Annotated in this window: 22 protein-coding genes; 15 read left to right on the forward strand and 7 right to left on the reverse strand. The window is 50.9% G+C overall.

Annotation, left to right across the window (positions count from 1 at the left end):
* The first annotated feature begins 1 nt into the window (after position 1).
* Positions 2 to 427, forward strand: a complete 426-nt coding sequence (locus AC27K1_RS12730; RefSeq protein WP_487151012.1) for a hypothetical protein — start codon at positions 2 to 4, stop codon at positions 425 to 427.
* Positions 428 to 522: 95 nt separating this feature from the next.
* Here the strand turns inward: AC27K1_RS12730 and AC27K1_RS12735 are convergent, their stop codons facing one another.
* Together AC27K1_RS12735 and AC27K1_RS12740 are read right to left on the reverse strand one after the other, a co-directional pair.
* On the reverse strand, positions 523 to 1,803 hold the full coding sequence (locus AC27K1_RS12735) for an alpha/beta fold hydrolase (protein ID WP_487151013.1): 1,281 nt from the start codon (positions 1,801 to 1,803) through the stop codon (positions 523 to 525).
* A gap of 168 nt (positions 1,804 to 1,971) precedes the next feature.
* Positions 1,972 to 2,355 carry a DUF4870 family protein gene (locus AC27K1_RS12740; RefSeq protein ID WP_487151014.1) on the reverse strand — a complete coding sequence of 128 codons (384 nt, stop codon included), beginning with the start codon at positions 2,353 to 2,355 and terminating at the stop codon, positions 1,972 to 1,974.
* A gap of 75 nt (positions 2,356 to 2,430) precedes the next feature.
* On the opposite strand from AC27K1_RS12740, the gene AC27K1_RS12745 reads away from it, so the two are divergent.
* The 9 genes from AC27K1_RS12745 to gap all read left to right on the forward strand — a co-directional run bounded on the left by AC27K1_RS12745 (position 2,431) and on the right by gap (position 9,769).
* The gene (locus AC27K1_RS12745; protein ID WP_487151015.1) at positions 2,431 to 3,411 is read left to right on the forward strand and encodes a D-alanine--D-alanine ligase family protein; all 981 of its coding nucleotides are present in this window, start codon (positions 2,431 to 2,433) and stop codon (positions 3,409 to 3,411) included.
* Positions 3,412 to 3,452: 41 nt separating this feature from the next.
* A complete protein-coding gene (gene trmH, locus AC27K1_RS12750) occupies positions 3,453 to 4,184 on the forward strand; it encodes a tRNA (guanosine(18)-2'-O)-methyltransferase TrmH (protein WP_487151016.1) in 732 nt (243 codons plus the stop codon).
* A gap of 58 nt (positions 4,185 to 4,242) precedes the next feature.
* Positions 4,243 to 5,106 (forward strand): acyl-CoA thioesterase II, encoded by an 864-nt coding sequence (gene tesB, locus AC27K1_RS12755; protein ID WP_487151018.1) that lies wholly within the window; start codon positions 4,243 to 4,245, stop codon positions 5,104 to 5,106.
* A 241-nt stretch (positions 5,107 to 5,347) separates the two neighbouring features.
* Positions 5,348 to 6,406: a polysaccharide deacetylase family protein gene (locus AC27K1_RS12760; protein ID WP_487151019.1), complete on the forward strand. Its 1,059-nt coding sequence runs from the start codon at positions 5,348 to 5,350 to the stop codon at positions 6,404 to 6,406.
* A gap of 163 nt (positions 6,407 to 6,569) precedes the next feature.
* Positions 6,570 to 6,905 carry a tRNA-binding protein gene (locus tag AC27K1_RS12765; RefSeq protein WP_487151021.1) on the forward strand — a complete coding sequence of 112 codons (336 nt, stop codon included), beginning with the start codon at positions 6,570 to 6,572 and terminating at the stop codon, positions 6,903 to 6,905.
* 95 nt (positions 6,906 to 7,000) lie between these two features.
* Complete coding sequence (locus AC27K1_RS12770; protein WP_487151022.1) at positions 7,001 to 7,312, forward strand: hypothetical protein; 312 nt, start codon at positions 7,001 to 7,003, stop codon at positions 7,310 to 7,312.
* Positions 7,313 to 7,399: 87 nt separating this feature from the next.
* The gene (locus AC27K1_RS12775) at positions 7,400 to 7,741 is read left to right on the forward strand and encodes a cupin domain-containing protein (protein ID WP_487151024.1); all 342 of its coding nucleotides are present in this window, start codon (positions 7,400 to 7,402) and stop codon (positions 7,739 to 7,741) included.
* 6 nt (positions 7,742 to 7,747) lie between these two features.
* Positions 7,748 to 8,680, forward strand: a complete 933-nt coding sequence (locus AC27K1_RS12780) for a hypothetical protein (RefSeq protein ID WP_487151025.1) — start codon at positions 7,748 to 7,750, stop codon at positions 8,678 to 8,680.
* An 81-nt stretch (positions 8,681 to 8,761) separates the two neighbouring features.
* Positions 8,762 to 9,769 carry a type I glyceraldehyde-3-phosphate dehydrogenase gene (gene gap, locus AC27K1_RS12785; protein WP_487151027.1) on the forward strand — a complete coding sequence of 336 codons (1,008 nt, stop codon included), beginning with the start codon at positions 8,762 to 8,764 and terminating at the stop codon, positions 9,767 to 9,769.
* Between the two features lie 9 nt (positions 9,770 to 9,778).
* Here the strand turns inward: gap and AC27K1_RS12790 are convergent, their stop codons facing one another.
* Both AC27K1_RS12790 and mpl read right to left on the reverse strand, forming a co-directional pair.
* On the reverse strand, positions 9,779 to 10,399 hold the full coding sequence (locus tag AC27K1_RS12790) for a flavin prenyltransferase UbiX (protein WP_487151029.1): 621 nt from the start codon (positions 10,397 to 10,399) through the stop codon (positions 9,779 to 9,781).
* Positions 10,396 to 11,763, reverse strand: coding sequence for a UDP-N-acetylmuramate:L-alanyl-gamma-D-glutamyl-meso-diaminopimelate ligase (gene mpl, locus AC27K1_RS12795; RefSeq protein WP_487151030.1), 1,368 nt, complete (start codon positions 11,761 to 11,763; stop codon positions 10,396 to 10,398). Before mpl ends, AC27K1_RS12790 begins: the two co-directional genes overlap by 4 nt.
* A gap of 321 nt (positions 11,764 to 12,084) precedes the next feature.
* Here mpl and AC27K1_RS12800 point away from each other — a divergent pair, with 321 nt between their 5' ends.
* The 4 genes from AC27K1_RS12800 (at position 12,085) to AC27K1_RS12815 (ending at position 16,368) form a co-directional block, all read left to right on the forward strand.
* Positions 12,085 to 12,948, forward strand: a complete 864-nt coding sequence (locus AC27K1_RS12800) for a tetratricopeptide repeat protein (RefSeq protein WP_487151032.1) — start codon at positions 12,085 to 12,087, stop codon at positions 12,946 to 12,948.
* Between the two features lie 115 nt (positions 12,949 to 13,063).
* Positions 13,064 to 14,032, forward strand: a complete 969-nt coding sequence (locus AC27K1_RS12805) for a Tim44 domain-containing protein (protein ID WP_487151034.1) — start codon at positions 13,064 to 13,066, stop codon at positions 14,030 to 14,032.
* Positions 14,033 to 14,277: 245 nt separating this feature from the next.
* A complete protein-coding gene (gene gltS, locus AC27K1_RS12810) occupies positions 14,278 to 15,576 on the forward strand; it encodes a sodium/glutamate symporter (protein WP_487151035.1) in 1,299 nt (432 codons plus the stop codon).
* Between the two features lie 168 nt (positions 15,577 to 15,744).
* On the forward strand, positions 15,745 to 16,368 hold the full coding sequence (locus AC27K1_RS12815; RefSeq protein ID WP_487151037.1) for a hypothetical protein: 624 nt from the start codon (positions 15,745 to 15,747) through the stop codon (positions 16,366 to 16,368).
* Positions 16,369 to 16,418: 50 nt separating this feature from the next.
* Here AC27K1_RS12815 and AC27K1_RS12820 read toward each other — a convergent pair whose 3' ends face one another.
* Both AC27K1_RS12820 and AC27K1_RS12825 read right to left on the reverse strand, forming a co-directional pair.
* Entirely contained in the window at positions 16,419 to 17,873 is a 1,455-nt protein-coding gene (locus AC27K1_RS12820) for a pectin acetylesterase-family hydrolase (RefSeq protein ID WP_487151038.1), read from the reverse strand.
* Between the two features lie 215 nt (positions 17,874 to 18,088).
* Positions 18,089 to 19,327, reverse strand: coding sequence for an NAD(P)/FAD-dependent oxidoreductase (locus AC27K1_RS12825; RefSeq protein WP_487151039.1), 1,239 nt, complete (start codon positions 19,325 to 19,327; stop codon positions 18,089 to 18,091).
* Positions 19,328 to 19,536: 209 nt separating this feature from the next.
* Between AC27K1_RS12825 and AC27K1_RS12830 the strand changes: the two genes are divergently transcribed.
* The gene (locus AC27K1_RS12830; RefSeq protein WP_487151040.1) at positions 19,537 to 20,862 is read left to right on the forward strand and encodes a hypothetical protein; all 1,326 of its coding nucleotides are present in this window, start codon (positions 19,537 to 19,539) and stop codon (positions 20,860 to 20,862) included.
* An 83-nt stretch (positions 20,863 to 20,945) separates the two neighbouring features.
* Here the strand turns inward: AC27K1_RS12830 and AC27K1_RS12835 are convergent, their stop codons facing one another.
* Entirely contained in the window at positions 20,946 to 22,145 is a 1,200-nt protein-coding gene (locus tag AC27K1_RS12835) for a hypothetical protein (RefSeq protein WP_487151042.1), read from the reverse strand.
* Positions 22,146 to 22,356 lie beyond the last annotated feature (211 nt).

Raw genomic sequence — 22,356 nt, forward strand, 5'->3', positions numbered from 1 at the left:
AATGTTATGTGCGCAAAATAATGAGAAAAATGAATTGCAATCGATAAATCATTTAAAAATATTTTTTACAGTATTAGTCGCTGTATTCATTGCCAACATAGCCGCTGGCGCTGTTATAAAATACTGGATTGAATATGACGCAAAAGTAGCACTCGAAGAAGCCGCGGAAGCACTGCGTCGTTCAACTGAAGAGAACCAGAGGAAACTTGCATTAATCAATCAGAAAAATAAAGAAAAATCAGAAAGAGCAAAAAAGCAAAGAGAGTACAATCTGGCAATAATGAAAAAAGAACAAGAAAAAAGAGCTAATGCTCAAAGAATAAATCTAGAAGTATGTCAATACTGGTCTAACGAATATTCAAAGACACGTAGCAGTTACAATAAAAGCATGCGCGACAATGCCTGCAAAAGAGCACGTCAATATTAGTCTATTCATATAAGTATTTTAATGATCACCGTAATACACATAAACAAGTGCAGGCAGCGGGACACCGCTTTCAGCGACGCCCCTGCTGCAAGCGTTTATCCGGCAATGTCTGCGACAAGTTCTTCCTCAAACAGAGCCAATGGCTGCTGGTTCATGAAATAACTGTCGTCATTGAGGTAGTGCCGGAATTGTTCCGCCGTCTGCAGGTCTATGTGGATAAAGTGGCCGCGTAACTGATCGTCTTCCTGTTCCAGAATATGCACAGACAGGCTGATGCCTATATTGTCTATTTGCAGCTCCAGATTGCGCTCATTCAAATCCAGGGAACGGTTTTCTTTCAACGACAGTCGGGCGCCGAAGAAATTGATATCGTCAATGCGGGCGGCAATTTTTTCGCCGCTATGGGTTTTCAGAATGCAGGCGCCATTGCGAATCGGCACAAGGCGGGGACTGATCCGACGTTCCATAGTGACCATGGCAATTCGGCCAAGCACCTGGTAGTCCTTGCCGCTGCTGAGTGGACGACTGTTGAGGAAATGATGAAATAACCGGCAGGTCCCTTCTCTGCGGGAAAAGATACTCATGTGGTCGGCATTGTGTATCAGGGCAAAAGTTGAGCGGGGGCATCGCAGGGCAAAAGCCGCGTTTTCGCACGGGAGTGTGAAATGATCGTATTCACCGGTGGCGACCAGCGTTGGGCATTGCGGATACTTGTCGAAACCCTTGAAATCGATCAGGCGCTGCGTGTTCTGAAGAAAACGTTCCCGCTCTGCTTCATTCAAACGGGAAACCTGGCGAAACAGCAGTTTCTGATGAGTACGCCCCAGCCCTGTCTGCTCCACATGGTAATGATTGATCATTGTGGTCACACAGCCTGCCGCAAATTCCTTGATACGCCCTTCCCTGCAGAGATGCAAAGATTCTTCCAAAGTGCGCATCAGGGCAGGGCGACCCATGGGCGTGGTGCCACTGAGCAACAGTTTTTCGATGCGTTCCGGAAATTCAGTGGCAAACAAGCTGGCAAGCAATGAACCGTAGGAAATACCAATCAGGTTGATACGCTCAATACCGCAGACATCCAAAAATCCTTTCAGCAGACAGGCCATATCCTCCAGCGACAGATCCGGCACCAGTTGTGGATTAGAACCCTGGGAGGGCAAATCCAGCAGAATAACCGGGAAATCCTGAAGGAAAACTTCCACTTCATGCCGAAAACTACGAAAGTTCTGAAACGCGCCGGAAAGGAAAACAACCGGTGTTCGATGGTCATTGGCGGGATTGGAAAAGGCCTGGTACTGCAACAGCCATTGCCCGAACTCGATGGAGACAGGCTCTGCGTCCAGCATACGAGGACTGAAGGAGCGGGTATATTCCATGGTATTGTCCCTGACGGCCCACTTTTTGGCAGTGGTTTCTTATTTTTGTGTTGTACCAGACATCAAGTGGTACGATAGTTTTGGATAGTATACATATTCTATCGATGTGTATACCCTCGATGATCCTCCGTTGTTGTCAGACGATGTCATTTGCCCTTCTCATTATCACTACCACTCAATCGGGTAGCGCTCCTGCGATAACCGGTACCATCCCACCACTAGCCGATATAAGAGATAAAGCTGATTCAGAAACAGGATCAGATAACCAATCAGAAGCAGGGTTAGGCCCAGCCCGATAATCGCTAAAAGCAGGTTGATCCAGAAGGTTCTTATTTGCCACGTATAGTGGGCATAGAGCAGGGCGTCATCGGTCCGGGCGCGGTAGACGTAGGCTATGATAACAGCGACCAGCATCGGAAATGCCGTCGGAATGCTCAGGGCAATCAGGGCATAGGACACATGGGCGGGGGTACGGCTTTCAATCATGGTCGTCATTCCGGAACAGGCATGCGCGCTATTGTCGGTGAGAGTGGTTGGGATTGCCAGTGGCATATTTGGCCGTCTGTTTCTATCTTTACGGTTTTTTTAATCGCCGTATGACTACGGTTCCGTTTCTGGAAGTCAACCATGTCCGGTCTGTCCTGTCCCAGAGTCGCGCTGATTTGTGGGGGGCCTTCGCCAGAGGCTGCTGTGTCTCGTTTATCTGTGGGACGGGTGCAGGCAGCGCTTAAACCGCATTACCCTGATCTGCACGTACTGGAGCTGACGCCCTCCATTGCAGTGGAACTGCATCGTCTTGCACCGGATGTAGCCTTTCCTGTCTTGCATGGTCCGCCGGGAGAGGATGGCACTGTTCAGGGATTGCTGGACATTATGCAGATTCCCTATGTGGGTTCTGGTGTGACTGCCAGCGCCCTGGCGATGGATAAACTGCTCACAAAACAGTTGTTAAAAAGTCATGGTATACCGCTTGCCCACGATATTGTGGTCAACCGAGAGGACGGGATCGACAACGCCGTTCAGACCACACTGGCGCAACTCGGGAGTTCTGTGGTGATCAAACCCCGTTCGCAGGGGTCGTCTCTTGGAACGTCGTTGGTGCGGCAGGCCGATGCGCTTGAACCCGCATTCAGAGAGGCTTTTTCCATCGAGCCGGATGTGCTGGTAGAGGCCATGGTGCAGGGTAAAGAGGCTACTGTTTCGGTGCTGGAGCATCCGACGGCTATGGCTCTGCCGGTTATTGAAATTCGCTTGCCTGAAGCATCCCTTCAGTCCGGTTATGGGTATGATGAAAAATACACGCCGGGGGGAAGCGAGCACATTATTCCTGCAAGGCTGACAGATCACCAGTATCAGCTCTGTGAAGCCTATGCCATAAAGGCTTTCGAGGTTTTGGGCTGCAGGGATTTTGCCCGTGCGGATTTTATTGTTCCGGAAGATCAGGATCCCGTTTTCCTCGAAATCAACACTATTCCCGGGCTGACACCGACCAGCCTGCTGCCGGACGCTGCTGAGGCGGCTGGCCTGGCATTTGATGATGTGCTGGTCTCTCTGGTCGAGCGGGCATTGTCCCGTAGTCCATCACATGCCAGGGCGCCTGATCGGTAATTTTACGTATCTGTTGCCCTGTCGCAGGCAATGTTTTTACAATGCCTGTCCCATACCCGATGCAGACCACCATGACACCGGAACGTTTCCAGAAGCTGCGGGCTGCGCTTGACCGTCGTCAGCCTGATCTGGCGTTATTGACTGATCAGGTGCACAAAGCCCATAACCTGGCCGCCATTCTGCGCACCTGTGATGCCGTTGGTATTGAAACGGTGCATCTGTCTCAGTCACCGGTGCGTGCCCGTCAGCTGCGACGTCGTTCCATGGGCAGCAATCGCTGGGTCAATGTCGCGACACATGACAGCATTGACACGGGTATCCGGCATTTTCAGGCACAGGGATTCAAGGTTTATGCGGCGCACTTCTCCGAGCGTGCGCGACCCTATCATGAGTTGGATTTCACGGTACCCTGCGCTTTGCTGATGGGCGCCGAAAAATACGGTGTCAGCGAAACCGGTGCTCATCTGGCAGACGAACATGTCATCATTCCCATGCAGGGAATGGTGGAGTCTTACAATGTCTCAGTGGCCGCGGCGATTATTCTGGCTGAAGCCATGCGGCAGCGGGAACATGAAGGGTTGTATCGTTATAGTCGTCTGGATCCGGACCGTTATCACAAGACGCTTTTTCGCTGGTGCTACCCGGAGCTGGCCCGTTATTGTGATGAACGACAGGCGGCCTATCCGGCGATAGATGAGAATGGTCTTCTGGTAGACCCTTCCAACTGGTATGAAATGGTCCGGCAGCAATCAAATAAACATCGGAAATCATAATAAACGACCAGGCCACAGGGGCGACCTGTAGCGGCAGGCGGTGTGAAAGGAGTTATGAATGAGCAGTGTACTGACAGAGCTTCTTGACCTGTTGAAGCTGGAACGTATTGAAGAAGGCATTTTTCGTGGCCAGAGTCAGGATCTGGGCTTTGGTAATGTCTTTGGTGGGCAGGTTATCGGGCAGGCGTTGTCTGCAGCGAAACAGACGGTCAGCGAAGACCGCGGACTGCATTCCTTCCACTGTTATTTCCTGCGTCCGGGCAATGCCCGTCAACCCATTGTTTATGAAGTTGATAACGCACGGGATGGCAAGAGTTTTACCACCCGTCGTGTTGTCGCGATCCAGAATGGGAAATCCATTTTCAACCTGGCGGCCTCTTTCCAGATCGAAGAGGAAGGCTTTGCTCACCAGATGCCGGTAATGCCAGAGGTGGACGGGCCTGACGGTGTGACCTCTGAGCTGGAGATGGTCAGACGGTTTGAGCAGTTCATTCCGGAATCCATCCGCGACAAGATGACCTGTGACAAACCGATTGAGATTCGTCCCGTCAATCCCAACAACCCCCTTCAGCCGGAAAAGCGAGATCCGGTGCGGTATATCTGGCTGAAGGCAGCCGGAACATTGCCGGATGATCTGAGGGTACACAAATACCTTTTGGCTTATGCGTCGGACTTTAATTTCCTGCCGACATCGCTGGAGCCCCATGGTGTTTCGTTCTGGAAGAAGAATATGCAGGTGGCCAGCCTGGATCATTCCATGTGGTTCCACCGTGATTTCCGGATGGATGACTGGTTGCTGTACGCGATGGAGAGTCCTTCCGCTTCAGGGGGGCGCGGTTTTGTTCGGGGGCAATTGTTTGATCGTCAGGGACGTCTTGTGGCGTCATCTACACAGGAAGGTTTGATTCGGAAGTGGGCCTGAACAAACCATTCATAAAGGCAATAAAGCTATTCGGGCATTGCCATCAGAAATAAGCGCAGTACCGGTGTTATCGCGCCTATTGGGGTGTGCTTTCGTCAAAACTGACGTTATCATGCCCTAAATAGACGGTTTCCGTCGGCCATCCTGCTAAAAACCGCAGCATTACGGTCGTGTACGGCAATAACCGTCCTCGAACAACTCTGAGACAATACCGATAACAATTGCCTGAAGGAACTCGAGTTTGCTGCGCCTGTCATCCATTCTTTCGCTGCTACTGCTGCTGTCACTCCGCGTTTTTGCGGCCGATCATGCAGTGATTCTTCAATACCATCATGTCAGTGATGACACACCGCGCAGCACTAGTGTGACCCCTGCGCAGTTCGAAGAGCATTTATCCTATCTAAAGGATAACGGTTTTACTGTCATGGCATTGCCGGACGTCATTGAGCGCATACGCAAGCATCAGCCATTGCCTGACCGTGCTGTAGCAATCACATTCGATGACGCCTATATCTCCATTTACCGTGAGGCATTTCCGTTACTGAAGAAACATGGCTATCCATTCACCATTTTTGTGAACACGGATGCCGTTGAACGCGGGTTTGGCGAAGCATTGAACTGGCAACAGCTTAATGAGTTGGCTAAAGCCGGTGCCTCAATTGCGAATCATGGCGTCAGCCACGGGCACCTGGTGGAGCGTACTAAAGGCGAAGATAAGCAGGCCTGGTTGAACAGAATCCGGAAGGATATCGTAACCGCGGAAAAGATTATCAGTGAAAAAACAGGCCAGGATCTGAAACTGTTTGCCTGGCCCTATGGTGAGACGGTGCCTCCCTTACGCCGGCTGATTGGGGATATGAATTTTGTGGGGTTCGGTCAACAGTCGGGTCCGATTGGCGCCTTATCGGATTTCACCAAGCTACCCAGATTCCCGATGGGGGGCGCTTATGCGGCGATGGACTCCTTTATCACCAAGGTAAATACGCTGCCGTTGCCGGTCAGTGAAAAAACACCAGACAGCAGCTTGATTGACGAACAGAATACAACACCGATTTTACAACTGACGCTGGCTGATGGGGCATATCAGAAAAAACTGCTGGCCTGTTACGGGTTGGGGGAAAGCCTCAAGATCAACTGGCTGGATGCAGAAAAAACGACGTTTCAGATACAGTCAGAAAAAGCGATTCAACCCGGTCGCTCCCGTTTCAACTGCACGGCGCCGGACCAAAGTGGACGACGCTATTACTGGTATTCTCATGACTGGCTTCGCCTGACCCCAGAGGGCAAGGCGCTGGATTGATCAGGTTTTACCCCGAGTGATATTCGGCCGCCTCTCTAGCGGCCGTTTTCTTGATGCGCGTCATGCATCCGTTAAATAGGTCTGTTTGGCAGTTCCCTCACCACTTCCCGTCTATTCATAATTTCTCCCTGGTTTTCCCTGTACAGGTTTTTCAGGAGAGGGTATGTCGGAAATCACTTTTGCAGATTTCAAAAAACTCGATATTCGGGTTGGCAAGGTATTGTCGGTTGAGCGGGTGCCTGATACAGAAAAGCTTTACAAGGTACAAATCGATATCGGTGAGGAAAAGCCCCGTCAGACAGTGACGAGCCTGGTTGATTATTACACGGCAGATGAGCTGTTGGGACATGAGGTCGTCGTACTGACGAACCTGAAACCGGCCAGGATGCGGGGCGAGTTGTCAGAGTGCATGCTCTTGTGTGCGGAAACGGATGATAACAGTCAATGCCGTCTGCTGATGCCTGAACAGTCCATGGCGCCGGGCTGTCCTGTGACGTGAGCTTGAACGGATAGCTGGCAATATCCGCTGATCGCTTGATCAACGGCTGTTTCCAGCTAGTTTTTATATATAACCATCAGGAAGGTGTGTTCAGGATGAACGAAGATACCGTCAAGCAACTGGCGCTGATCATTGCTGCTAATTGCCTCGAAAACGGCATTGTTGATGAGCTGCACGGCAAGGGCACGATTACGGACGTGCAGAAACAGGCTTTCAATAAGCAGGTGGCTGACAGGATTTACACTTTCCTGCTTTACCTGCTGAATAAGCCGTCACAACAGTATTCCGCCCTGCTGGAAGCGCTGGCGCAGAAATATCCACAGGACTGGTCGTTACCTGAACTGGATAACCACTTCACGGATATTGCCGGCAAGACCGTACAGATGCCTAATAATGGCCCTCAATAACCGAGGGCGTCTTTCCTTCCTGTCCCTGGTGTATCAGGTCTGATTATTCAATATCAGGCTTTCTGCCGTCTAAGATGTGAATCAGCCATGAAATGTGAAAGCCTGTTTGGTCAACGTCAGTATGCAACCGATGAGGAATATTTCGAGACCTTGCTTGAACGCAAGGGGGTAAAGCTTGAGCGTATTCTGTCCCGTGGGCATGTGACCCCAAAGGGTGAATGGTATGACCAGTTGCAGGATGAATGGGTCATGGTGGTACGGGGAGCGGCGAAGCTACGCCTGGCCGGTGAACGAGAGTTAGTTAACCTGCAGGCTGGCGACTATATTCTCCTGCCAGCCCATTGTCGTCACCGGGTGGAATGGACATCACCCGATGAGGAAACCGTCTGGTTGGCGCTTCATCTGGATACGGAATCATTAGAGCAGTAAAGCAGTATGAAGAAGGCAGCAAATCACCGATATCAGGTGGTCTATCGATCCGGATTGATCACGCTGGGGCTGCTGTTGGTTGCACTTTTCCAGACAGGTCAGGGAATGACGCAGGAATTGACCGTGCCGGATGCACTGGTTTCGTTACAGGAAAACCTGGATATGCCAGTCAGTCGCAACTGGCAGGGGATTACCCGGGCTTTCTCACGCTGGGCGCGTAAGCCGGGGCAGGAACGCTGGGAACTGGCTGAGGTTGAGGTAACGCCGGAGCAGGAGGTGCGTGTGCATGAAGACCTGCGACAGCTCGGCTTCAGCCAGGCGCTTAAGCCTGTCAAAGAGCACTATGAATATGGTGTCATTCTCGGCGCAACCAGCCCGGGTATGCTGGAAAGGACTCACTACCTGGCCGAATTATGGCGTGAAGGTGTGCGTTTCAATCGGCTGGTCTTTCTGACGGGACAGCGCCCGCTGGATGCATCCGCAGACCATTTCCAGTCACTGATGAAGTCCCTGCAGCAAAAAACGGATGTTGCCCATTTTTCAGGTGATGCAGCTCCCATGCACGAAACGGAAGCGGCCCGTTTGTTGTACCTGTATGTTGATCTACCACCGTCCATGCGCAGGTTGCCGGTGGATTTTTTCGATACGGAAAGAACATGGCAGCATCAGCAGTGGGTACGTCCCAATACCCGGGATACGGTCAGAAGCTGGCTGCAGCGCAACCCTTCGCCGGGCTCGATACTGATGGTTTCGACACAGCCACATGCCGCTTATCAGCATGCGGTAGTGCGTAGTGAATTGCCCGATAGGTTTTACCTGGAAACGGTCGCTCCAGGCATCTCAAAAAGTCAGTCACTGGCCGTGATGCTGGATGCTGTCGCGAGCTGGCTGAAACAGTTTGATCCTGCCCAGGGACTAAATCCTGCCCTTTCCCCTTGAGTCATCTACTTTTAAAAGCCTGGAAGCAGTCAGGCGTGCCTGCTGCTTACTTGAGCTAATAAACGACAAAAGGTGTGTAAGATGCGCGAAATCAATCTGGCAATTAACGGTTTCGGCAGAATCGGACGTAATGTGCTCAGAGCGGTCTATGAGCATGGTTATCGTCAGAAAGGCATCCGTGTAGTAGCGATCAATGATCTGGGTGATGCCAGGATCAATGCACATCTCCTTCAATACGATACGACCCATGGCCGGTTTGGCTGTACTGTGGATGTGGAAGGTGACTGCATTACCGTGGATGGTGAGCCTGTTCGTTGTTTTTCTGAAAAAGATCCCGCCCGTTTACCCTGGCAATCCCTCAATGTTGAAGTGGTTCATGAGTGTACCGGTGTGTTTCGGGATCAGGCAGGCGCCGGCAAGCATCTGGAAGCCGGTGCCGCGAAGGTGATCATTTCTGCGCCAGCCAAGGATCCTGATGCAACGATTGTGTACGGTGTGAATGACAATACGCTGACGTCAGCGCACCGGATTATTTCCTGTGCTTCCTGTACCACAAACTGCCTGGCGCCTGTTGCGGCTGTTTTGCAGGATGCCGTGGGGATTGAGTCCGGCCTGATGACAACTATCCATGCCTATACCAATGATCAGCGTTTGACGGATGTCTACCATTCCGATCTGTATCGTGCTCGTGCAGCCGCTCTGAACATGATTCCGACCAAGACGGGGGCTGCTGAGTCTGTGGGGCTCGTGCTGCCTGAACTTTCCGGAAAGATTAACGGACTGGCTGTGAGGGTGCCTACTATCAACGTGTCGCTGGTGGACTTCTGTTTTGTGGCCAGTCGTACAACAACGGTTGAAGCTGTGAATGATGCTGTGCGAAGCGCCAGTCAGGAAAGTACGGTGCTCGCTGTGAATGAGGTGCCGCTGGTCTCTATGGATTTCAACCATAACCCGGCATCGTCCGTGTTCGACGCGAGTCTGACTCGGGTGCAGGGACAACAGGTCAAGGTCATGGCCTGGTACGACAATGAGTGGGCGTTCTCGGTTCGTATGCTGGATAACACACTGGCTTTGATCAATGCCGCCTGATGGGGAGATTTACTCTCCCCACCGGGGTATCAGGCTATGGTCAATACCCAGATGATTCAGTATCCGGGCAACGATGAAATCCACCATGTCATCCACGGTTTCAGGCTGGTTATAAAAACCGGGACTGGCCGGGAGAATGACGGCACCCATCCGGGTCAACGACAGCATATGCTCCAGGTGAATCGCTGAATAGGGTGTTTCGCGTGGCACGATGATCAACTGGCGTCGCTCTTTCAGGGCAACATCTGCGGCGCGCTCAATCAGGTTGTTGCTGGCGCCGGTGGCAATCGCTGACAGCGTCCCGGTACTCGCCGGGCAGACCACCATCTGTGATGGTGCGCCACTGCCTGATGCGACAGGGGACATCCACTGTTCGTTGCCCAGAACCCGAATCTGGTCGGGTTTGGCGCGGTATCGGTCCGTCAGGAAAGCCTGGAGATCCTGACGGCCGGAGGGAAGTTTCAGGTTCGTTTCCGTAGCAATCACCACGCGGGCCGCCTTGGAAAGCAGGAAATACACCTGCCGGTTGGCAGCGACCAGGCATTCCAGCAGTCGCAGGCCATACTGGGCACCGGAAGCGCCTGTCAGCGCAAGGGTGACAGTGTGTGATTTATCGGGTGCCTGATTCATGCGGATACCCTGTGGTTCAGGGCATTAATGAGTTTCTGGTGCAGTCCACCAAAACCGCCGTTGCTCATGATGACCAGGTGATCTCCCGTTCTGGCCTGCTCAGCCAGTGAGAAAACAATATGGTCAATGTCAGGGTCTGTATTAGCGGGCACCGGACTGTGGGCAACTTCGTCTGACAGTGACCATCCCAGCCCTTCGGGTTCATGCCAGGTGACATCGCTGGCTGCCGCTGTTGCCGCCGCCAGGTGGCCCTTGTGAATCCCCATTTTCATGGTGTTGGAGCGGGGTTCAATGATGGCCCGGATAGTGGCGTCTGCACCGACGCTGGCACGGAGGCCTTCCAGCGTTGTGGCAATGGCGGTGGGGTGATGGGCGAAATCATCATAAATGCGGATACCGTCAATCTCTGCCAGTAATTCCATGCGCCGTTTCACACCAAGGAAGCCGGACAGGGCCTCGCAGGCCAGGGCCGGTTGCACGCCGACATGCCGGGCGGCAATGATCGCGGCCAGGGCGTTATGCATGTTGTGTCGACCGGTATGCCCCCAGCAGACGTCGCCCACTGCCGTGCCGCAGTGCTGGATGGTAAAGCGGGAACAATCCTTGGCGATGGGGATGGCCTGCCAGTCGCTATCAGGTCCTATATTGCTGACGTCACTCCAGCAGCCCATCTCAATGACGGCATTCAGATTGGCGTCATCCGTGGGTTTAATGATTAGTCCATTGCCGGGAATGGTACGAACCAGGTGGTGAAACTGCTTCTGGATGGCGCCAAGGTTCTCGAAGATATCCGCGTGATCAAATTCCAGGTTATTCAGGATGGCCGTGCGTGGCCGGTAATGCACAAACTTGGAGCGCTTGTCGAAAAAGGCGGTGTCGTACTCATCCGCTTCGATCACAAAGAAAGGCGTGCCGCCCATACGGGCTGACAGACCAAAATCAGACGGTACACCACCAATCAGAAAGCCCGGCGCCATGCCGGCATGCTCAAGAATGACTGCCAGCATGGCGGACGTCGTCGTTTTTCCATGGGTGCCGGCAACGGCCATCACCCAGCGATCCCTGAGGATATGGTCAGCCATAAACTGGGGGCCCGAGGTGTAGGGAAGTCCTTCGTTCAGCACATATTCGACCGCCGGGTTTCCACGGGACATGGCGTTGCCGATCACGACCAGGTCAGGTCTGGGATTGAACTGATCAGGACTGTAGCCCTCCACGAGCGCAATACCCTGTTCTTCCAGCTGGGTGCTCATGGGGGGGTAGACGTTCTGGTCAGAACCGGTGACATGGAAGCCCTGCTCCCTGGCCAGCAGCGCCAGGCTGCCCATAAAGGTGCCACAGATACCCAGGATATGTACGTGCAAGAGATCGTCCTCGGAATTGATCGCAGGCCGTGAGAATGGCCGTAAACATTGATGATATTAACGGTGGCAGTCTGTTGTCAGCAAGAACAGAGCGGTTTTGGCTGGTGATGGGGGAAATGTCGCACCGGATCAAAGGCGTTTTTCTGTCACGATAAAGTCAGACAAATTCGGTAAAACAGGGTTGAGAGATAACGTGGATCTCATCATAACCTGGCGCATGCAAGAGTAGGGTGCCAAAGGATTTTTCTTCATTGAAAAAATCTTCTCAATTTGAACAGGCGTTCTACGCTGAAGGTTATGGACTGAAGGAACAGGCATTAAATGATTAAACGAAACCTGCTTGCAGCATTGCTGCTGGTACTCCTAGGGCTGACAAACGCCCAGGCTCGGGAAGAAGCCCTAGTGAGTGAAACCATTGATGAACCACTCTATAAACCATTTATTGAGCGTTACATACTCGATGAACTGAAACTGTTGCGTCAGCAGTTGCAGGCCATGCGTGCAGAGATGGCTGAAAAGGTTGCAGAGGCCAGATTGGATGCATCAGACCGTGCTATGCGGTATACCACTGATACCACTAATAATATCTTTTTCATCATAACGGGGGCTGCGTCCATTCTGGTGTTGCTTGGGTGGCGTTCGCTGCGAGAGGTGCAGGAAAATGTTGAGGCAACGGTTGAGCGCAAGGTTTCCAAGTTGACGGGTGAGTATGAACAGCGCTTGCATGACGTGGAACGTAAACTGAAGGTACGTTCGGAGCAGATTCTTGCCGCACAGGAGAAAATTTCGGAAACCAACCAGATTCACTCGCTATGGATGCGTGCCGGGCTGGAATCCAGCCTGCATGAACAGGTCAATATTTATGACCAGATCCTGGAAATTAATCCTGAAGATGTTGAGGCTCTGACCTACAAGGCTGATGCCTTGATGGATCTGGGAGAAACCCGTTGGGCACTGTCGCTATCAAACCAGGCGATTGAACACGATGCAGAGTACCCCCTGGCTTATTGGCAACGCGCGTGTGCCGAAGCAGAACTGGGACAGCAGGAGGCTGCAGTGCGTGACATTACTATCGCGATAGAAAAATCCCCGGCGTTGAAAGATGGACTGGATAATGAAAATGCCTTTCGGAACTTGCGGGAGTTCCCGTCATTTTTAGCGCTACTCAATACGGAAACCGTTTGATGGCCGATTTCTGTGGTATGAAATACAGGTCAACAGCGTTTATCTGTAAAAAACGTTGAAAAAATATGCAAACCTCATAGCATGGCGACTCTGGTTCAGTGAGTAACAGAGCACCATGAAGCGTATAACAACATTGTTCACCGTTTTCCTGGCCGCCACCCTGATGATTTCCGCCCCCATGGTGGAAGCCAAGAAATTCGGTGGCAGCAAGAGCTTTGGCAAGTCGTTCAAGACTGCGCCGGCGCCCAGCAAGAGCCAGCCGGGCAGTGGGTTGTTTGGTAACTCCCAGAATGCCCAGAAATCCACAACCACTCAGAATGCACAGAAGTCCTCGCAGCAGTCTGCACAGGGTACTCAGCAGAAATCCTCTAACCGTGGTTTATGGGGTGGCTTGCTGGGTGGCATGCTGGCAGGTGGTCTGCTCGCTTCGCTATTCGGAGGCGGTGCCTTTAACGGACTGCAGATCATGGATTTCCTGATTATCGGCCTGCTGGCCTTTGGCCTGTTTGTGCTGTTCAGGAATATGAAGCGTCGTACGGCTTATGCCGGGCATGGGGCGTCCAACCCTTTTGGCAGCACCATGGGATCCTCAATGGATAACCGTTATAGCAGTACCCCGGATGCCGGTTTTGACACAGAGCGACTGGCTGGTGGAAGTAGTGCACCAGTATCTGCGATGGGACAGGGCTTTGCAGACAGCGAAGTTCCCATGAACCTGCCCCCGGGGTTTGATCTGACGGCATTCCTGAAAGGCGCCCGTGAGCATTACCGTACCCTGCAGGAAGCCTGGAACCGCAATGACCAGAACGTTCTGCGGGAATACCTGGCACCAGAGCTCTTTGAGCATCTGGTACGGGAAAGGCAGTCACTTGCGGGTGACCAGCATACCGAAGTGATGTATGTGGATGCCGACCTGGTGCGCGCTGACACCTTGCCCGGCAAAGCGCAGATCAGTATCAGCTTTACTGGCCGTTACCGGGATACTGTTGAAGGTGTTGAAGAAGATCTTCACGACATCTGGCACCTGGAGCGGGATCTCAATCAGCCCAATGCACCGTGGCAGATTGTTGGTATCGAAGGCTGATCCTGACGTCTTGACGAAATGCAAAAAGCCGGATGATTCCGGCTTTTTTGTGTCCCCAAACCAGCCAAACCGTGATAACAGGTCTATAGTCGTTAGCATGGAAAGCAATGACACTTGTCCGTCTGTGTGTTAGCGTTGCCAGCCTTTTTCCTGATACTTTGCTTCCATTCCCGTTAATCCCCCGAATCTGATCATGGATTGTGCACAGTAAGCGTTAATGATCTGCACAATCTTTCGGTGTTCCCGTGAAAGAGACCCGCCCAGCTGAGCGGGCAGGTGAACACTTGTGTGGGGAGGGAGTGCAGGCCGAGGATCAGCCTTTCCACCTGCTAAAGGAGTCTGGTTTGGTAGTTGAGCTGTCTACCCACAGGACACTGCTGATTGCAATTCTGGTACTGTTTATCGGCAAGTTCATTAACCGGCGCGTCCCTTTCTTCCGTAATTATGATATTCCCGAGCCAGTGACGGGCGGGTTGTTTGCATCTATCGTTCTTGGTCTGTTCCATGCGTTTGAAGGCGTGGATGTTCTGTTTGACACCACGTTGCGTGACTCTCTCCTGCTGGCGTTTTTCACCAGCCTGGGGTTGTCTGCCAAGCTGGACACCCTGATGCAGGGCGGCAGAACCCTGGTGATTTTTCTGGGGCTGTTGATACTGGCGTTGCTGTTTCAGAATACAGTTGGAGTCACGATTGCCAGCTTGTTGGGACTTGACCCGTTGATAGGATTAATCAGCGGGTCGGTATCGCTCAGTGGCGGTCACGGTACGGCGATTGCCTGGGCGCCGGTGTTCGAAAAATACGGTATTACCAATGCCATGGAGCTGGGCACTGTCTGCGCCACATTTGGTCTGGTGCTGGGTGGTTTTACCGGTGGCCCGTTGGCCGAACGACTGATCCGTATCAATCGCCTTAAGTCGACCAGCGAGGAACATATCACCATTGGTAGCCGCTATAACGAAGAGCATGAGCCAATTGATGCAGAAAATACTCTCTTGGCGTTGTTTACGTTGGTACTGGCTATGGTGGCTGGTGCGACGACTGCACGCTGGCTTGTCAGTATGGGGATCCAGATCCCGGAGTTTGTCGGGTGCCTGTTTGCCGGAATATTGGTGACAAACCTGATTCCCAAGGTGTTCCGTAAACAACAGTGGTCGTCAACTGTGCCCTCTCTGGCAGTGATCAGTGATGTCTGCCTAGGTTTGTTCCTGGCCATGTCGCTCATGAGTATGCAGTTATGGACATTAGCCAGCATGGCAGGGCCATTGTTTATCCTGCTAATGGTGCAGACATGCCTGATGCTGGCCTTTACATGGTTTGCTGTCTACCGCGTGCTGGGGCGTGACTTTGATGCCGCTGTCATGAGTTCCGGTATGGTCGGTATTGGTCTTGGCGCAACCCCTAACGCGATGGCAAATATGACCGCTGTCACACAACACTACGGGGCTTCACCCAAAGCTTTTATCGTGGTGCCTTTGGCTGGGGCGTTCTTTATCGATATTGTGAACAGTGTTGTGATTCGGTTGTTTATCGATTTGCTGGCCTGACCGGCATAGTTAAATCAAGATCGAGCTTTACCCAAAAAGCGGCTTAAGACAGCCGCTTTTTTTATTTCCTGCTTGCCTTCGGTCCAGCGATCTTTGTAGTGTGGGTAAATGCTGTCATTGCTGTTTGTGAATTAACAACAATAACCGGATACCTTCAGGCCGATGACAATGAAAACAAGAATAACGGGATTTCTGGTATTACTGGTGATGATTGTGTCAGGCTGGCAGTTGTTATTGCCTGAGCCCAGGTCTGAGACTTCCGTGTTGAATACACTTGGCACCCAGACGACGGATATTGACGACAATACCACTGATGTTGCCTTTAGCTGGGCAACGGTTGCAGAAGAAGCTGGAGTCAGTCAGGAAGAAGCAGAAAGCGCTTATCAACAACTCATGTCGCGTCAGCAGCAGTATGACAATGTGATCGATTTCTTTAATGGTGAACAGTCTAATGCTGAACAGGTCATGGCGGATATCAAGGATATGGCCGAACGTGCTGAAATATCCGCCGGTGAAGCGTTGTTTCTGGAACTGGCATGGCTGAATCAGACTGAAACAGATACCGATGTTCTTAAGGAAAAAGCAGCCCGGTTGATCGAAAACTCTGTTCAGGCCAGTGCGGTACAACGTCAGGACCCAACCGATGATCCCCAGTTTCAGGAATATAAGACATTGGAAGCCGAACTGGTCAAAGAGGTGATGACGATGGAACAGTTTCCTGATGAGCAAAGCCGTTCGCGTTACCTGGCGATGAAGCTTCAGGAACTCCGTGAAAAGGTCTATGCGCAGTAGATCATGACGGGAATGAAAGATGCCGGACAGCAATGCCCGGCATCAAAATATTAGAGTAGTTGACCGACCAGCCAGTAGAGCAGATTGAACGGTTTCTGGTAATCACTGACTTCATCAGTTTCATGAGCACGCATCATGGGGCCGGTACCATCCATAATGTTGTTCACAAAATCCTTCAAGACCAGGTTCTGTTCCTGAATATCAGCGTTGCCGAATTCAATGATGGACGTGCAGTGGGATTCGTTCACATTCCGGTATCTCGGGAAGTAGTATCCCCAGTTGTGGGTCTGATCCAGCAGGGGGATCAGGTTATCAAACGTATCCTGTTGCCAGAGCGTTTTGATTTTTTCCAGCCGTGAGGCGGCATCCGGATCATTGTAGATATCCTCATAAAACCGCTCATAGGAGTATGAGGAGTAGTTGGCGTCATCCAGAAAATGCGTCATGCCCAGGCGATCCGACGGGAAGCGGTTGGCAAGGCTGCTGTAGATGGACGACCAGTCATTGGTATCAAATGCCGAATAGCGCTCCAGAAGCGCATTGAGCGGATTTTCATCCATCGGGTTGCCGTTTGGTGTCCAGGTCGTCCAGGCGTCAATGATCGTTTTCTGGAGCGGCAGCTGGGGGTAAGTTGCCGAATCGGTGCTACTGTATGGCGCCTGGAATACAGGTCCGGAGTCGTCAAACAGATAGCTTCTGGTGGGCGCCATATCCTCACGCAGATGCATATAATTCAACAGGGCGCCGACACTGCCCGCGCTACAACCTGCCGTCATCATCTGGGTTGGCCGTGGTAAATTGTTTTTCAGCCAGGTGATGACTGAACGAGTATTCTTGAGGCCATTGTGCAGCCAGACCAGATCCGGCTTTTCTCCCTTGGGGTCCTCATAGACCGCTGCCTTGTCACCGACGTAGATATCACCGGTGCAGTAAGGGATGTAAACCAGGTTCCATTTCTGGGTTTTCACACGGTCCCAGGGATGCGCCCGGAAAATAAACGGTGTAACCGCCACCTGCGCGATGGAACCGGTATTGATAATGGTGGTGGGATCCAGCACTTCCATATAGTTATCCGGAATCCCCCTGGCATTACGCGCGCCACGTATGCCTGATTGTCCGGAGCAGCTTTCATAGTCCCAGCAGGCGCCGCCGCCTTCCATGTAGATCAGGGTGTTTTTGGTATTGGGCACCGTACTGACAAAAAACTTGTAAGGCGAGCCATTACCGCAGGCTGCACCGGTGCTGGCAGGCACTTCAATTTTCTGCCATGCGTAATAGCGTTTGGGATTATAGCCGTAGTTGAAACCGGATTCCGATTTTGCCAGAGGATACATTCCCTGGGTATCACTGTCGTTTACGGGATGGTCAGCGCCCGGTGGATTAAACAGGTTCAGAAACGTGCGCCACCGGGAATAGTCGCCCTCTTCGGCGTGGGCTGGAAGACTGCCGAATAGCATAAGCAGTGTCAGGATGGTTGTACTCAGTGCGCTTGTGCAGAATTGCATGTCATACCCTCTCTCATTGTTATCGTGGGTACTTCATTTGTAATGACTGCTGGGTAAATACTCCTTTGTTACGGAAAACTACGGCGTCGATTGGTTAATCTTCACGGGCGCATGCACGCTTGTGGTGTTCGGAAGGATGAGTAATACACCAATCGTTAACGCAGTGTATATAAATTGAACGATAGTACATAAATGGTGGTCAGTGAATGTGCAGGTTACAGAAATCGTGAGGGTGAAAACGACGTCATATCAATGAGCGGTTTGTCGTTAGTGATTTGTTCTGCCAGTAATCGACCTGTAATTGCGCTGGTGCCAACCCCGACATGCCCATGGCCAAACGCAAACCACAGACCGGGATGCCCGGGGGCTTCACCGATGACCGGCAGGCTATCTGGCATAGAGGGACGACTGCCGAGCCATACGTCACCCGTCGGATTCCCCAAAGGGAGGCAATGTTGTGCTGCCATGGCTGCTTGTTGCAGTTGACGAGGAGAGGCAGGAGCATCACGGTGGGTTAATTCGATACCTGTCGTTAAACGAAGTCCCTGGGACATCGGGGCAATGACAAATCCCCCTTCGACGTCATAGATCGGATGTTGTAAACGACAGTCAGGCGCTGATTCATAGTGCTGGTGATAACCCCGTTCCCAAGCCATGGGAAAACGGTAACCCAGGGATTCTGTCAGTGTGTTACTCCAGGGGCCGAGTGCCAGAACGACTTGGTCTGTTTCGAGCGTCCCTTGTGAGGTTTCAACAGTGAACTGCTGATTTTGTGGAATCAGTCTTTGAATGTCCGCTTGCAGATAGCATCCGCCTGATGACTGAAACAGATTGGCGTAGTGGGTAACAACAGCGCATGGGTCTGAAAATGAGGCTGTGTCTGTGAGCCATAAGCCTTTGGCATATCTGTTATAAATAGAGGGTTCCAGCTCATTGATCTGGGAAGAGGAAAGGATGTTATAGCCGATGGACAGTTGGTCGTAAAAGGTTCTTTCCCGGTGGCTGTCCTGGAAAGATTCCTCATGCCGGTAGAGCTTTAGCCAGCCGGCTTCCCGAAGCAGGTCCAGGGCGTCGGCTTTACCCAGTAAACGTTTATGTTCACTGAGAGCATGTTGGAACAGGGCGTCCAGTGCAACAACCGTTTTATGGTACGCCGGGGGGCGACTGTTTTTGATGAGAGCCAAAAGCCAGTGCCAGTAAGCAGGCCAATGCCGTAAATGAACATGAACATGCGGTGTTTGTTTCAGCAGGGCAGGCACCATGTGATGAACAAGTTCATTCATACCCAGCGGAAATACAGAGCCCCGGTTTATCAGGCCGGCATTGCCATAGGAGGTTCCGTATCCGGGGCGTTGTTTATCAACTAGCGTCACCCTATAACCCCGTTCTGCCAGTTGTATCGCACAGCAGGTGCCGACCATACCGGCGCCAAGAACGGTAATAGTGTTATGCATTTGGATTCTTCACCTTGATAATAACCTTTTTTAATAATAGTAATTAACTTAATTCTGCTGTTGATAGGCTTTTAAATAAATAAAGAAATTAATTAATTGTTTTTTATAGCCTTTTATCTTTTTGCTATTGATCTTGCGGTCTTTTGTCTAATATCGCTCTTTTTTAGGCGGGGTATAATTAGCTCACAAGAATGAAGGAGGGATTCCAAATGAGCAGACCAATCAATATCTATCAAACGAGCAGACTGGTACAGACTAATTCCACGACACATAAAAAATATCCCGAAAAAGCGGTTAGTCGGAAAGGGTATGATGTGAGTGCCGATCTTAATCCAGAAAGTCGTATTAAGACGGGCGAGTCTGACCAAAATTATCGTGGAAACGGATTGCGTGCTGGGTCTGATGATTCTACTAAAGGTCAGTATCGTACGTGCTTAAGTGTTTCGGAAAGACGATCCTACTTTGAGAACCTGTCTATAGTTGCCAACGATAGTGATCTTACTGATGTTCTTGCTAACACTATTCGTAAAACGCTTGAGGATGATCTTGATACGGTTGCTGCGGAACGTTATAAGGATAATCTGGAAAGGGAAGCATTGCTGGCCAAAATTGATTCCCTGGAAGAATCTACCTCAACAGGCAAAGAGGTTGCTGGTGACGTTGACCAAATGACGGAATCAGGGAACGATACTGATCGGGTCGAGTGGGAAGACATGTCTGATAGAAATCATTTCCAGTTTGCTTATGTGGATTATCCGGAATATGACGATGATGAACTCGACGAAATTGAGGCTGATATTGAGTCTGAGTATTATGATGATTTTGAACTGTGTGTTGATGGTGTTGATTTTAAGGATGAGACTAACGCTGTAAAACGTAACGATAAATCCATGAGCGTAATGGATTCATTGCTTAAAGATTCGGTTCTTCAATTAATGGCTGACCTGACTGCCAAGGGGGCTATAAACCTGGACAATATCGATGAAATGCTTAGTGTTTCAGGTGAAATTGCGGAAGAAGTTGTTTCTGATTGTCATCGAACGTCCATCAATGAGGCAGCGCTGAATGAATTAGGCCTGTTGGAAATAGCGGGAAGCAATATATTTGAACAAGAGAAATCATCGGCATCTTCCCAGCTTCCTGCCGCATCATCGTCTTCAGAGGCAACACCTGGGCAGACAGTGTACCGTGATGCTGAAGCTGCAAAGAAAGGTTGGGATCCTGAGTTAAAAACACTCGTTACGTCTGAAGGTGTGTTTGAAGTCGATACGCAGTTGTTTGACAAAGCTGAAGCTGAGAGAGACAGCGCAAAAGCCATGATGGCCAGCTATGTGAAGGAACTAGAGGACGATGGTGTTGATATGGATAGCGAGTTATTCATTGAGGAAGAGGAAGTCTTATCTGCACCGAAGCGCACAGTATCAACTGCTACGGATACAGACGTTGCTCTCAAAGACCTGACGCCTGGTAATAGCAGGCAAGAGACGCTTGTTGCACGTCTGATCACTTTCTTTGAGGCTGTAGCAGCTGCTTAAGATGTATCTCCCTGACTATAAAACCAGGAGCGGCATCCATTCGATGCCGCTCCTGGTTTATGAAACAGTATTTATGGACATGGTTATCCACCATAGGCGGGATAATGATTCGCCGCTGCTTCATGACTGAGCTGCAATATGGCAGAACCTTCATCAGTGGCTATCTCTTCCATTAGGGCGCTCCTGTCAATCACAATGGTTCCGATATAGTCATCCTCCCCCCAGCCTGAACTATTGAACCAACCGGAGATGATGCCCTGAAGGCTGCCCAGTAAGGATCCGGATGAAGAGGATTCCTCCGTGAAGTGTTTGCCAATGCCAAAAGCGGCATCCAGCATAATGTCATAAGGAATATCCACATCACTTTCCATGATAACAACCTTGGCTTTATCGCTGCCCTGGGGCCAGTCCAGCAACAGGGTATTACCGCGGTTCAGGCCTTTTTGGGTGACCCAGGGAAGCTGAAGGACATTCTTGCCAATCAGCCGTTGATTAGCGTAATAACCGATATTTACGTAGATTTCCGGGGCAGTGAATATTTCACCGGTTTTATACAGTTTGACACCGGTTAACCAGGTCTTGGATGGCAAATCTTTTTCATCGGGATGTTCCGGCGCAATTGCCTGTATTCTGTCCAGTTCAACCGGGCTGTGTACCAGACGAATCACCGTGTGGGATTGAACAAATTCCCGGGCTTTTTCAATGGGAATATTTTTGAAAATGCAACTTGACTGGGTGCACTCCCTGGAATCTGTGCCACGGGCTACTTTAACAGGTTTTCCCTGTTTTATTGCTGACGTCGTATAGCCAAAGAAAATATGATTCAGATCATCTTCTGAAATAGCATTGATGTTTTCATAGAGCTTCAAAGCCATTAATGGATGTTTTTTCTTGTCAGCTCGTTTTCTGAAATGAAAGCATTTTCCGATATCTTCCAGATCATTAATTGCAATCTGTAATTGCTTGAGGAAATTCGTATCAACCTTATCGCTGAAATTGATCAGGTAATCCGGTAAATGGGCAAGGTAAATGCCCCTGTCGATTTCAGGGTCAAAACGTTTTTGTTGAATGAGCCTGGCCAGTTGCACGGATGAATTATCCAGCCCTTTAATATGGCTGAAGTTTTGAATGAAATAGTCTCTGGCCTGGGTGAATTCAATTCGCTGTTGTTCGATAGGCTTGCTCAGAAAGGTATCGCAGTTAAAGTCCGTATTCCTGGCGAACGCATGGTTCGCTATTAAAAAAACAAAAACAACAAACGATCTTACAACGCATTTTATCATGACAGTATCCACCGATGGATCGCCAGAGGGATCAGCGAAGGTCTCCTGTTAAAATGATTGGGCAATATCAGAGTGCCTCCGCTGAAGGGACAGGAAAGGAATAGAAGGTCAGTGGGGGTCTGTCAAATGAGCCACTGGCAGGCCTGAAGACATCATTCCGTGCTGTCTATGAAGCAATAGACGGTGAGGCATGGGATTTTTCTGATGAGGC

The organism is Kistimonas ophiarachnellae (assembly GCF_057552235.1).

Bases quoted from the DNA above. Each gene is read 5' to 3' on its own strand.
- AC27K1_RS12790 (WP_487151029.1), bottom strand. From the start codon at position 10,399: ATGAATCAGGCACCCGATAAATCACACACTGTCACCCTTGCGCTGACA.
- AC27K1_RS12820 (WP_487151038.1), bottom strand. From the start codon at position 17,873: ATGCAATTCTGCACAAGCGCACTGAGTACAACCATCCTGACACTGCTT.
- tesB (WP_487151018.1), top strand. From the start codon at position 4,243: ATGAGCAGTGTACTGACAGAGCTTCTTGACCTGTTGAAGCTGGAACGT.
- AC27K1_RS12775 (WP_487151024.1), top strand. From the start codon at position 7,400: ATGAAATGTGAAAGCCTGTTTGGTCAACGTCAGTATGCAACCGATGAG.
- AC27K1_RS12835 (WP_487151042.1), bottom strand. From the start codon at position 22,145: ATGATAAAATGCGTTGTAAGATCGTTTGTTGTTTTTGTTTTTTTAATA.
- AC27K1_RS12780 (WP_487151025.1), top strand. From the start codon at position 7,748: ATGAAGAAGGCAGCAAATCACCGATATCAGGTGGTCTATCGATCCGGA.
- AC27K1_RS12730 (WP_487151012.1), top strand. From the start codon at position 2: ATGTTATGTGCGCAAAATAATGAGAAAAATGAATTGCAATCGATAAAT.
- AC27K1_RS12805 (WP_487151034.1), top strand. From the start codon at position 13,064: ATGAAGCGTATAACAACATTGTTCACCGTTTTCCTGGCCGCCACCCTG.
- AC27K1_RS12735 (WP_487151013.1), bottom strand. From the start codon at position 1,803: ATGGAATATACCCGCTCCTTCAGTCCTCGTATGCTGGACGCAGAGCCT.
- AC27K1_RS12800 (WP_487151032.1), top strand. From the start codon at position 12,085: ATGATTAAACGAAACCTGCTTGCAGCATTGCTGCTGGTACTCCTAGGG.
- AC27K1_RS12770 (WP_487151022.1), top strand. From the start codon at position 7,001: ATGAACGAAGATACCGTCAAGCAACTGGCGCTGATCATTGCTGCTAAT.
- trmH (WP_487151016.1), top strand. From the start codon at position 3,453: ATGCCTGTCCCATACCCGATGCAGACCACCATGACACCGGAACGTTTC.
- AC27K1_RS12745 (WP_487151015.1), top strand. From the start codon at position 2,431: ATGTCCGGTCTGTCCTGTCCCAGAGTCGCGCTGATTTGTGGGGGGCCT.
- AC27K1_RS12815 (WP_487151037.1), top strand. From the start codon at position 15,745: ATGAAAACAAGAATAACGGGATTTCTGGTATTACTGGTGATGATTGTG.
- gap (WP_487151027.1), top strand. From the start codon at position 8,762: ATGCGCGAAATCAATCTGGCAATTAACGGTTTCGGCAGAATCGGACGT.
- AC27K1_RS12830 (WP_487151040.1), top strand. From the start codon at position 19,537: ATGAGCAGACCAATCAATATCTATCAAACGAGCAGACTGGTACAGACT.
- AC27K1_RS12740 (WP_487151014.1), bottom strand. From the start codon at position 2,355: ATGCCACTGGCAATCCCAACCACTCTCACCGACAATAGCGCGCATGCC.
- AC27K1_RS12765 (WP_487151021.1), top strand. From the start codon at position 6,570: ATGTCGGAAATCACTTTTGCAGATTTCAAAAAACTCGATATTCGGGTT.
- AC27K1_RS12825 (WP_487151039.1), bottom strand. From the start codon at position 19,327: ATGCATAACACTATTACCGTTCTTGGCGCCGGTATGGTCGGCACCTGC.